At 59.3% G+C, this 7,790-nt stretch carries 7 protein-coding genes; all 7 read right to left on the bottom strand.

The window, feature by feature from the left end:
* Positions 1-414: 414 nt before the first annotated feature.
* The 7 genes from AC2FNV_RS19040 to AC2FNV_RS19010 all read right to left on the bottom strand — a co-directional run bounded on the left by AC2FNV_RS19040 (position 415) and on the right by AC2FNV_RS19010 (position 7,743).
* Positions 415-2,067, bottom strand: a complete 1,653-nt coding sequence (locus AC2FNV_RS19040; RefSeq protein WP_170608924.1) for a Na/Pi cotransporter family protein — start codon at positions 2,065-2,067, stop codon at positions 415-417.
* Positions 2,068-2,078: 11 nt separating this feature from the next.
* Positions 2,079-2,876, bottom strand: coding sequence for a metallophosphoesterase (locus AC2FNV_RS19035; RefSeq protein ID WP_170608922.1), 798 nt, complete (start codon positions 2,874-2,876; stop codon positions 2,079-2,081).
* A gap of 4 nt (positions 2,877-2,880) precedes the next feature.
* Positions 2,881-3,690: a carbohydrate ABC transporter permease gene (locus AC2FNV_RS19030; protein WP_170608921.1), complete on the bottom strand. Its 810-nt coding sequence runs from the start codon at positions 3,688-3,690 to the stop codon at positions 2,881-2,883.
* Positions 3,687-4,580 (bottom strand): carbohydrate ABC transporter permease, encoded by an 894-nt coding sequence (locus AC2FNV_RS19025; RefSeq protein ID WP_170491519.1) that lies wholly within the window; start codon positions 4,578-4,580, stop codon positions 3,687-3,689. The genes AC2FNV_RS19030 and AC2FNV_RS19025 overlap by 4 nt, the downstream gene beginning before the upstream one ends.
* A 61-nt stretch (positions 4,581-4,641) precedes the next feature.
* Complete coding sequence (locus AC2FNV_RS19020) at positions 4,642-5,898, bottom strand: ABC transporter substrate-binding protein (RefSeq protein ID WP_170491522.1); 1,257 nt, start codon at positions 5,896-5,898, stop codon at positions 4,642-4,644.
* 40 nt (positions 5,899-5,938) lie between these two features.
* Positions 5,939-6,970 carry an ABC transporter ATP-binding protein gene (locus tag AC2FNV_RS19015; RefSeq protein ID WP_170608919.1) on the bottom strand — a complete coding sequence of 344 codons (1,032 nt, stop codon included), beginning with the start codon at positions 6,968-6,970 and terminating at the stop codon, positions 5,939-5,941.
* Positions 6,967-7,743 (bottom strand): DeoR/GlpR family DNA-binding transcription regulator, encoded by a 777-nt coding sequence (locus tag AC2FNV_RS19010; protein ID WP_170491527.1) that lies wholly within the window; start codon positions 7,741-7,743, stop codon positions 6,967-6,969. The genes AC2FNV_RS19015 and AC2FNV_RS19010 overlap by 4 nt, the downstream gene beginning before the upstream one ends.
* Positions 7,744-7,790 lie beyond the last annotated feature (47 nt).

The raw sequence follows: 7,790 nt of genomic DNA, 5'->3' as shown, positions 1-7,790 counted from the left end.
TAACGACACCTGCACTATGGCGCATCGCGACGCCGATGGAGCAGGAGCCATCCACCCCATCTGCACAGCAGACGCTCAGGCCGAGTGCAGCGAAGGGCCGCTCTGAGCCCACAGCAGAAGTGTCAAGACCTTGCTGCATGCGCTCGCGGCGTGGAAAATGGTGCGAGAAGGTAAGATCCGGTGCCGTCAAGCAGCGGGAATACCGGCCATTCGTGCAAAACGCAGCGAAAATCAGGGGTCGAATTCACAGGTGGCGGGACAAAGCCGACCTGCAATTCGGACTTCGCTGGCGCGGTATATATCGTCGTCGCACCGGAGCCGAAACAGCATTGCGACCGGGTTCCTAACGCTGGTCTTCCTGGGCCGCGAAGAAAACTGAAGCTTCTACCTCATCTTCGCAATAGGCCGGTTCGGTCAACCGCCTGCTAGCCGGCTTTCGAGGAGTTCGCCTTGCTCTTCTAAAAGTGGGTATGCGATCATGGCGAACGCGGTGTTGAGCATCTTCAGGGATCTCAAGACATCGATATGGATCGCGCTGGTTTCTATCGACTCGGCAAGGCCCTGGCGCAACCGTGTGAGGTGCTTGCGTTCCAGTATCTGTTCGATTTCGCGGATCGTTTCCTTCTGTTCCACCAGTTCGCGCGCCGCTCCGACGTCTTCGGACATTAGGACGGCAATGCCATGCTGGACATTTCTGAGCACCCGATCGTGGAACTCGGAAAGGTCGCGCCGCCCTTCGTCCGAGAAGTTGGTTTTCTCCAGATGTTTTTGACGCGCGAGGCTGACCATTTTTCGGGAGATCACTTCTGCACCGGATTCGAGGTTGGTTGCCACCCCGGCGAGATCAAAAGCGCGAGTGCCGGTGTCTTCATTCGGATCGCTGCTTCGAATGCCCGACAGGTAGACCCTCAGATCATGTGACATGCGCGAAATGGTGCGTTGCTCCGAACGGACCTTCACGGCAACGTCCTCGTCGAAGCTGTCAAACAAAGGCATTGCGTCCCTCAACATGATCTCGATGCGGTTGCCGATGTCGACCAGTTCGCGCTGTGCGCAGGCAAAGGCGCGGGCGGGATGGTGCATGACAGTGGGGTCGAGGGCAGAACGGTTATCTTCGGTGCTCGCGCGACCGGTGACCGGCAGCAGGAATCCGGCCAATTGCGTCGAAGGCTTCAGCAGCAGCATTCCAGCCAAAAGCAGGGCCCCGTTAAAGGCGAGATGAACGTTCAGCGTCTGTTGTTGAGCGGTCGCACCGGGAAGGATGTCGGCATCAAGCCAGAACAGCAGACCCAACGCGATGCAGGCACCGCCGCCGCGCAACACAAGGTTGCCAAGGATGACGCGCCGCACTTCGACTTCTGCATGCAGGGTCAAAAAGAAAGCGATGAAGGCACCGCCCAGATTCGCGCCCAACACCATGGCAACCGCAGCCCCAAGCGGTAGTACCCCCTGGGCCGCCAAGGTCGCGAACAGCAGCACGGCGGCGACGCTGGAATGAACCAGCCAGGCAAATAGGGCGGCGAGCAGGAAGGCCGTGAAGACATCTCCTGAGAGATAAGCCATGGTCGATTTCGCCGCGTCGCTTTGCGCCAACGGGTTGCTTGCTTCGCGGATCAGGTCAAGTGACAAAAAGATCAGAGCGAGACCGATCAGAATGCGCCCGACCTGCCTGAGGCTTCGGCGGGAACTGCGCAGAAAGATCACCACGCCGAGGATCAGCAGAAGCGGCGTCAGGGCCGAGATTGGCGATGTCAGGATCTGGACGACGATCGCCGAGCCCAGATCCGCACCAAGCATGATCGCGAGCCCGGCGGCACCGCTGATTGCGCCTGCGGACATGAACCCCGCCAACAACATTGCCACGGCTGTGGAGCTTTGCAGAAACATGGCCGCCGCAGCACCCGTTGTGGCGGCAGCGAAACGGTTGCTTGTCGAACGCTTCAGCCATTGTCTCAGCTCGCCGCCAAAGGCGCGCTCGAACCCGGTGCGCACAAGGCGAACCGCCCAGATCAGAAGGGCGGCCGCGGCGACAAGGTTCAGAGCAATCATGATGGGCGAGTTATCCATGGCTCACCAACTTAGAATGGAAATGGGCCATCAGACGGGTCGAGAGGCACCGCGCTCCATATGCCGCCAGGGGCCGTGTCGATGACCGCACAGCCGGTTGGCCCTGTCAAGAATCCCACTGTGGCACTGGCCCGCCGATCCAACGCAAAACCGCTGCATACCGAAGGTGCGGTTGCAACCCGGTGGTGGCCAAGTAGACCGTGATGAATTCCGTGGACGTGACCCGCGATCAGGGTGATGTCGCACCGGGTGTCAGCAAGTTCTGCTTCCAGAGCCTCAGCGTTTTCAAGGCCAATTGCATCCATGAACCGGATCCCGGTTTTGATCGGCGGATGATGCAGCATGATGACCACCGGACCTTGACCCGCCGTGTCCAGCGCGTTGCGCAGTAGGTCGAGGCTATCTTCGCGCAAGCGGCCGCCGCCCTGTCCTTCGACCAAGGTGTCCAGACCGACAACAAGCGTATCCCCGATGGTTGTGGCCCAGTCGATCAGGCCGCTGGGAGGCGTTGCGTCGAGATTGGCAAAGGCGGCCCGAAATGGCTCGCGCGCATCGTGATTGCCTGGGACAACGTAAATTGGCATGTCGAGACGTTCGAGTTCGGCCCTGGCAAAGGCATAGCTGTCCGCGCTGCCATCGTCGCTGATATCGCCCGAGACCAGCAAAGCGTCCAGCGGATCGAGAGCCGCCTTCATTTCCAAAAGCCGATCTATAACGGCTGTCAGGGTGCGGCGAGTGTCCAAAACGCTGGAGGCAAGTGCGCCTTCCTCTACCACATGCAGGTCGCTGAGTTGCAGAAACTGGGCCATCGCCTCACTTGATCCCTGCGCGCAGGAAGGCCTGCACGAACTGGCGCTGGAAGATCAGGAAAGCGATCAGGAGCGGGGCGACCGACATCATTGTGGCGGCAGAGATCACGCTGATATCGACGCCGTTTTCCGGTGCGCCAAAGATCGACAAGCCAACTGTCAAGGGGCGTGTGTCGGGTGAATTGGTCACGATAAGCGGCCACAGGAAATTGTTCCAGTGAGTCGAGACCGAAACAAGGGCATAGGCCAGATAAGTCGGCCGGGCGAGGGGCACATAAACTCGCCACAAGATGCCGACCCAGCCGCAACCCTCGACCCGCGCCGCCTCGTGCAACTCAATCGGTACGCCCTTGAAAGCCTGCCGCATCAGGAAGATGCCGAAGGCCGAAGCCATATATGGCATACCCACGCCCAGGATCGTATCGAACAGTCCAAGGCGCGAAACCATGGCGTAGTTTTCGACGATCAGCACTTCTGGCAGAATGAAAAGCTGCATCAGCACTAGGATGAACACGAAATCCCGCCCCGGGAACTGCACCTGCGCAAAGGCAAATCCCGCCAAAGTGGTCACGATGAACTGTCCGATCAGGATGACCGTTACCAGCAGGAAGGTGTTGAGAAAATACTTCAGCCAAGGCGCGCCCGCCCAGGCAGTACGGAAATTATCCAGCGTCCAGGGCGAAGTGATGTTGAAGTTTACCGCGTCCGACGTGGTGTGAAACGCGGCCCAGAAAGCGAACACCAGCGGTGAGATCCAGATGATCGCGAGCAGCAGGGCTCCCAAAGCCTCGATGTTTCGGGTCAGCGTGTTCATTGGTAATGAGTCCGCTTGTCGAGAATGGTGAACTTGATCCCTGCCACGACGCCCAGCACCACCAGCACCAGAATGGTCATGGCCGCCGCATGCGGCGCATCAAAGAAGGCAAAGGCCATTTCCCAAATGTAGTAGAGGATCAGCTTGGAGGCATCATTCGGACCGCCCTTGGTCAGAATGAACAAGTGGTCGATCAGCTTGACCGAGTTGATCAGTGCGTTGACCATGATGAAGAGCGTCGTTGGCATCAAGAGTGGCAGCACGATCCGGCGCGTGTAGGTCCAGCGGCTGCACCCCTCGATGTCCGCGGCCTCCTTGAGGTCCTCAGGGATCGTCTGAAGTGCTGCGAGATAAAAGATCATGAAGAACCCGGCCTCTTTCCAGATTGTCACGATGATCACAGCCCAAAGCGCTGTCTCAGGCTGGCCCAACCAGTTGACGCTGGGCAGGCCGAACAGGCCCCCAATCTGGTCCAGCACACCTAGGCCCGGCGTATAGAAGAACAGCCACAGGTTCGCCGCGGCGATCATTGGCAGCACGGTCGGGGTGAAATAGGCGGTGCGGATGAAGCCGCGCGCGGGGATCTTGGAATTTGCCCAAAGCGCCATAGCAAGGGCGATGGCAATGGAGATCGGTATGGTTGCGCCCGCGTATATCAGGTTGTTGGTGACCACCTTCCAGAAGGTCGGATCGGCGAATAGGTCGGTGTAATTCTCGACCCCTTTGAATTCGCTCGGGCGGCGGCGGGTTTCGCGGCTGAACAGACTCGACCAGAGCGTCGCAAGCGAAGGGTAGAAGGCGAAAGTCGTGAGCAGGATCGCCGCCGGAGACAGCAGAATCCATCCATAGATGGCCTGCCTGCGGCGTTCGTTGCTGACGTGATCGGCCATGAGGCGGACTTTCGCGAAAAGTGAAGATCAGGCGCCCGGTCACCCGGGCGCCCGTGAGTGCTTACTGATAGTCGCGAAGCAGGCGCACGGCAGCGGCCTGTGCTTCAGCGAGCGCATCCGCCGGGGACTTCGCATCGGTCAGCGCGGCTTGGATCGCGTTGTTCAGACCTTCTCGCACACGGGCGGTCTCGAAGGTGGAGAACTCGGCAACAGCATTTTCAAGCTGGTTGCGGGCCACCAAAGCTGGCGGGAATTCCTGCGTGTAGTTCTTGAGCGCGTCGGTTTCATAAGCCGCGGGCGAAACACCCATGTAGCCGGTGCCAATCGACCATGCCGCCGCCTGTTCGGGCGCGGTCATGAATTCGATAAGCTTCAGCGCGGCAGCCTGTTCCTCGGGCGAGGTGTCCTTGAAGACGTAGAAGTTTCCGCCGCCAGTGGGCGATCCCTTGCGCACATTCGCAGGCAGTTCCGCCACGCCAAAGTCAAAGCTGGCGTTGTTCTTGACCGCTGTCAGGTTCCCGGTGGAATGCCACATCATCGCTGTCTGCCCTTCAAGGAAGGCCTGGCGCAATGTGCCCCATTCCACGGTGCCCGTCGGCATGATGCCATGCTCCTGGCTCAGCGATTTCCAGAACTCCAGCGTTTCAACAACGGCTGGATCGTCGAAATAGGTGGTCAGACCGTCATCCGACATCACTTCCTTACCGTTCTGGATCGCCAGCGCCTGGAACATCCAATAGGGATAGCCCGTGGACGGGATCATCAGGCCATAGCTGCCGTCCTTCGTCAGCGCCTTACCCATCGAGATCATCTCGTCCCAGGTGGTGGGCGGTGCTTCGGGATCAAGGCCTGCGGCCTTGAACATGTCCTTGTTGTAGTAGGCCACGATTGTCGAGCGCTGGAAAGGGATGCCCCAGGTCTTGCCCTCGATCTTGCCGTTGGCCATCAACGCTGGATAAAAGCTGTCGAGCCAACTTGCGTCCACGCCTTCGATATCATCAAAGGCGACGATGATGTCCTGCTCAATCAGGTCATAAGCGTCGATGGAGAACATCACCGCCAACTGGGCAGGCTCACCCGACGCAAGTGCCGACAGCGCCCGCACGCGGGTGTCGTCGTAGTTTCCCGAATAGATCGCGTTGACCTTGATGTCAGGGTTTGCGGCTTCGAAGTCGGCGACGATCCCGTCCACCACTTCGGTCAGCGCGCCGCCAACAGCGATCGGATAGTACATGGTCAGTTCGGTTTCCGCCGTTGCCGGTGCGGCGAGGGCGGTGGCTGACACGGCGGCCAGTCCCAGTTTTCTGAATGCGTTCATCGGTATCCTCCCTGGATATGCATTAGAATTGCATAGCCGGTCACCCGGCTTGTTGCGCGAGCCTTTGGCCTGCGGAGTCGAAGAAGTGTAAGTCTTTGTCAGAGAAAGAAATTTCCATCTCCTCGCCTGCTGGGATGTTCCGGAGGCCCGGCAAGCTGACGGTCAGTCCGGACGCGCCTGAATGCGACAGGCCGACAAAGGTTTCAGACCCCAGAAACTCGCATTCCGAAACTTTGCAGGTCATCCGCCCGGTTCCAGCCTCGGCGACCTCAACGTTCTCGGCGCGCAGGCCGATCCGGGCAGCCTCTCCAAAGCCCGGCAACGCAGAGCCTTCGATCAACGCCATAGGCGGCGCGCCGACGAACTCGGCGACGAAGGTGTTTGAGGGTTTGTAATACAGCTCTTCCGGGGTGCCAGTTTGCTGAATGTGGCCGTCTTTCATCAGCACAACCATGTCGGCCATGCTCATAGCCTCAGTCTGGTCATGGGTGACGTAGACGACCGTGATGCCCAGATCGATTTGCAGCTTCTTGATGTCCTTGCGGACAGAGGCGCGCAGTTTGGCGTCAAGGTTGGAGAGTGGCTCGTCCATCAGACAGAGCGGCTGGTTTGCTACGATCGCTCGGGCCAGCGCCACACGTTGCCTCTGACCGCCCGAAAGTTCTCCCGGCTTGCGGTCCTCGTATCCCAGCAGCCCCGTGATCTCGAGAGCGCGGGTCAGTTTCTCGCGCCGCTCTGCAGCGCCGACCTTCCGCACTTTCAATCCAAAGACCACGTTCTCTGCCACGCTTAGGTGCGGGAATAGCGCGTAGGACTGGAACACCATCGAAAGATTGCGCTCGGATGGGGCCGCTTTGGTCACGTCGCGACCGTCTATGGTGATCTGCCCCTCATCCGGCAGTTCGAGACCGGACAAGAGCCGCAGGGTAGTTGACTTTCCGCAGCCCGAGGGGCCAAGGAGTGCGACAAAAGCCCCACGCGGTATCGAAAGCGAAATGTTCTCGACCCCAAGCTGCCCGTTCCACCTCTTGGCGACGTTGTCCACGTGAACGAAGGTTGCCACGTTATTCATTCTGTCTTCTCCGCGAATAGGAGACCGTCGCCGAGCGCCTCGATGACCGGATCGAATTCAGCCGCCGGCCGCCGGTCGCACACCACCTGATCGACGTCTGTGATCATCGCGCCTGCAGCCGGGGCGAGGCGACCGAACTTGCTGTGGTCGATCACAAGGATCGAGCATTGTGCATTGGACCGCATTCGCTCGGACGCCCGAACCTCGGACTCATGAAATTCAAGCAACCTGCCGTCCTCGCCGACCCCAGCGGTTCCGAACAGGGCAAATTCGGCACGGAAGCGCCCGAAAAAGTCGACCACTTCTTCTCCGATGAAATCGCGGTCGGGAAGCCGAAGCTCGCCGCCTGGAAGAATGATGCGATTCGAAACTTCCTCGCTCAGAGTCATGGCCGCGCTGAGGTTGTTGGTAATGATGGTCAGTTCTTTGCGATAGCGAAGGGCCCGCGCAACACTCAAGGCCGTCGACCCAATAGAGATGAAGAGCGTCGCGCCGTCCGGAATCTGTGCTGCTGCAACTTCAGCAATCGCTCGTTTGCTGGCGAGGTTGGTCCCGGCGCGCTGGTCAAATGGCGTGTTCAGGCGATCTTCGGCGAGTTCGATCCGACCGTGCGCCCGACGCAACGTGTTGCCATCACACAGGACGTCGATATCTCGGCGGATCGTTTGCGTGGAAACGCCCAACATTTCGGCAAGCGAACCGACGCTGACGCCACCGCGCTCCTGAACGACCTGCTGGATCATATCGCGTCGTCTGATCTTTTTCGATGCCATCGAATCCCTGATGTTTTGTTCGAAAAATATCGAACAAAAGCGACAAA

This window comes from Ruegeria sp. BHSA163 (assembly GCF_059613365.1).
Note: the sequence above shows the minus strand (reverse complement) of the source record. Positions and strands in the feature narration are given on the sequence as shown.

Excerpts from the sequence above, each read along its gene's own strand:
- AC2FNV_RS19040 (WP_170608924.1), bottom strand. The coding sequence starts at position 2,067 with ATGGATAACTCGCCCATCATGATTGCTCTGAACCTTGTCGCCGCGGCC.
- AC2FNV_RS19035 (WP_170608922.1), bottom strand. The coding sequence starts at position 2,876 with ATGGCCCAGTTTCTGCAACTCAGCGACCTGCATGTGGTAGAGGAAGGC.
- AC2FNV_RS19030 (WP_170608921.1), bottom strand. The coding sequence starts at position 3,690 with ATGAACACGCTGACCCGAAACATCGAGGCTTTGGGAGCCCTGCTGCTC.
- AC2FNV_RS19025 (WP_170491519.1), bottom strand. The coding sequence starts at position 4,580 with ATGGCCGATCACGTCAGCAACGAACGCCGCAGGCAGGCCATCTATGGA.
- AC2FNV_RS19020 (WP_170491522.1), bottom strand. The coding sequence starts at position 5,898 with ATGAACGCATTCAGAAAACTGGGACTGGCCGCCGTGTCAGCCACCGCC.
- AC2FNV_RS19015 (WP_170608919.1), bottom strand. The coding sequence starts at position 6,970 with ATGAATAACGTGGCAACCTTCGTTCACGTGGACAACGTCGCCAAGAGG.
- AC2FNV_RS19010 (WP_170491527.1), bottom strand. The coding sequence starts at position 7,743 with ATGGCATCGAAAAAGATCAGACGACGCGATATGATCCAGCAGGTCGTT.